The sequence below is a fragment of the Allobosea sp. ASV33 genome, from assembly GCF_016428755.1.
Classification (GTDB): Bacteria; Pseudomonadota; Alphaproteobacteria; order Rhizobiales; family Beijerinckiaceae; genus Allobosea.
Map to the genome: position 1 here is coordinate 1 of NZ_JAELTI010000185.1, position 2,466 is coordinate 2,466.

Below are 2,466 nucleotides of genomic sequence, written 5' to 3' on the forward strand. Positions count from 1 at the left end.
GATCAGCACCTTGACGTGATTGGAATTGGTGCCGCGCATAAAGACCGAGGTCTGGCCGCCCGGCCCGCCGATCTGGACGATGTTCAGCCCCGGCACGGCGGCGAGTGCCTGCGGCAGGGTGCGGCGCTGCTGCTCTTCGATCTCCTTGGCGGTGATCACGGTGACGGAGCTGGCGATCTCGCGCGCCGGGGTCGGCGTGCCCGTGGCGCTGACGACGATCTCGTCGAGCGCCATGGTTGCGGGCGCGTTCTGGGCGGCCGAGCCAGCGGAGGCCAGGATGGCAAGGCAGGAAGCGGACAACAGCAGGCGGCCGCATCCGGCGGCCGGGGAGAAAACGTTCACGATGGAGACCTCGGGCGTTGACGTCAGTGGCACGTCACCGCGAACGCGATCTCCCCATCAGCCGTGCAAAGACGGCGAATAGTCGAATCAGCGATCGGCGCACCCCGGCCGAACGTGTCCGCGTGTGACCACGGCTGACGGCAGGTCTCCTGGCTCGCGGGTCATTGCCTTTCACCGCCTTCCCAGGTCCGAGGCCCCAGTGGCGTGTGGCGAAAGGCTCGCCGCTTACAGTTGCGGGGGCAGCCGCGGCATGGGGTGGCTCGCCACCCGCACCGCGTTCCCTTTTGATCCCGTGAGGGAACCGTCGCGTTCACGACTAGGGCGAAAAAGTGGCAAGGTCAAACGGCCGCCGCGCCGAGACCGAAGCCATGAACAGGCTCGGCAATCGCGGCGGCTGCGCTATACTCCGCCGAACAGAAGCAGATAGGCACCCGCTCGATGCTGGCCGAGACATTGCCCCCCGCGAGCGTGGGCGTCACCGTCAAACTCTACGACGATCTCTCCTTCGCCATCGTCTCGGGGGAGATCGCGCCCGGCGCCAAGCTGAGCGAGCCGGCGATCGCGCGCCGCTTCGGCGTCAGCCGCGCGCCGGTGCGCGAGGCGATCCGGCGCCTGCAGGAGCGCGGGCTCGTGACCTATGTCGCCAACCAGGGCGCCCGCGTCGCCGAACCGAGCGCGGCCGAGTTCCTCGCCCTGCTCGACGTGCGCGAGGCGACCGAGGGCATGGCCGCGCGCCTCGCGGCCGAAAGCATGAGCGAAGCCGAGATCGCGGCGCTGGAGGCGCTGGTCGCCGGCCATCGCGACGAGATCGAGCGCAATCCGACGGGCGCCTATCTCCAAGACGAGCCCGAGGCGGATTTCCACCGCCGGATCGCCAAGGGCAGCGGCAATCCGATCCTGGCCGAACTGCTCTGCGAGCAGTTCTATCCGCGGCTGCGCCTGTGCCGGCGCCTGCATTCCACCGTGCCGGGGCGCGGTCGCGAAGCCTGGGGCGAGCATATGCGGATCACCGAGGCGATCAGCCATCGCGACGGCGAACTCGCCGAGATCCTGATGCGACGCCATATCCGCGCGGCGCGCATGGCGCTCCAGGCGGCGCTGGCCGCAAGCGAAAGCGCCAAGCCGGGCAAACGCCGGAACGGCGCGAAGGGCTAGCTCGCCGCGCGTCCTTTCGGACGCAATGTCGCGATCTAGCTGATTGTTCGGCATCGGATTTTTCCGAACCAAGCGTCTCAGCCTGCGGAAGCGGCCGGCTCGCCTTCCGCATGGGCCCGGCGGCGCCGGCGCGCGAGCACGGGCGGCACGATCAGCACCAGCCCCGCGATCCCGAGCAGGGTCGCCGCGATCGGCGTGCCGACCAGCACGCTCCAGTCGTTCTGGCTGACGGCGAGCGCGCGCCGGAGCTGGATTTCCGCCTGCGGACCGAGGATCAACCCGATCAGGGCCGGCGCGATCGGGAAATCATGGACGCGCGCGACATAGCCGATCACGCCGAGCCCGCACATCAACGCGAGATCCATCCAGGAGGTCGACAGGCCCCAGACGCCGACCATCGCGAAGACGACGATGCCGCCATAGATGTATTGCCGGGGGATCAGCAGCAGCCGGACCCAGATGCCGACCAGCGGCAGGTTGAGGATCAGCAGGATGACGTTGCCGATATAGAGCGAGGCGATCAGGCCCCAGAGCAGGTCTGGATTGGTCGCGAAGAGCAGCGGGCCGGGCTGGAGCCCGTAATTCTGGAAGGCTGCCAGCAGCACGGCTGCCGTCGCGGTCGAAGGCAGACCGAGCGTCAAGAGCGGGACGAGAATGCCGGCGGCGGCCGCATTGTTGGCGGCCTCCGGGCCGGCGACGCCTTCGATCGCGCCCTGGCCGAATTCCTCGGGATGCTTGGTCAGGCGCCGCTCCAGCGCATAGGACAGGAAGGTCGGGATCTCCGTGCCGCCCGCCGGCAAGGCCCCGATCGGGAAGCCGATGACGCTGCCGCGCAGCCAGGGTTTCCAGGAGCGCGCCCAGTCGGCCTTCGTCATCCAGCTCCCGCCGGAGAGCGGGTTGACGGCGGCCGGGGCCGTGCCGTGCCGGCTCGCGACATAGAGCGTCTCGCCGATCGCGAAGAGCGAGACC

At 69.1% G+C, this 2,466-nt stretch carries 3 protein-coding genes and 1 riboswitch; of the genes, 1 reads left to right on the forward strand and 2 read right to left on the reverse strand.

Translation table 11 applies throughout. The features are described from left to right. Positions 1-342 (reverse strand): TonB-dependent receptor plug domain-containing protein (locus tag JHD80_RS26940; protein WP_349237360.1); only part of this gene is annotated, 342 nt, incomplete at its 3' end. Between the two features lie 122 nt (positions 343-464). Beyond that, positions 465-661: riboswitch (cobalamin riboswitch) on the reverse strand. Positions 662-780: 119 nt separating this feature from the next. On the opposite strand from JHD80_RS26940, the gene JHD80_RS26945 reads away from it, so the two are divergent. Continuing rightward, positions 781-1,497: a GntR family transcriptional regulator gene (locus JHD80_RS26945; protein ID WP_199093620.1), complete on the forward strand. Its 717-nt coding sequence runs from the start codon at positions 781-783 to the stop codon at positions 1,495-1,497. A 77-nt stretch (positions 1,498-1,574) separates the two neighbouring features. Here the strand turns inward: JHD80_RS26945 and JHD80_RS26950 are convergent. Beyond that, the coding region (locus JHD80_RS26950; protein WP_199093622.1) for a tripartite tricarboxylate transporter permease at positions 1,575-2,466 on the reverse strand (892 nt) is incomplete at its 5' end.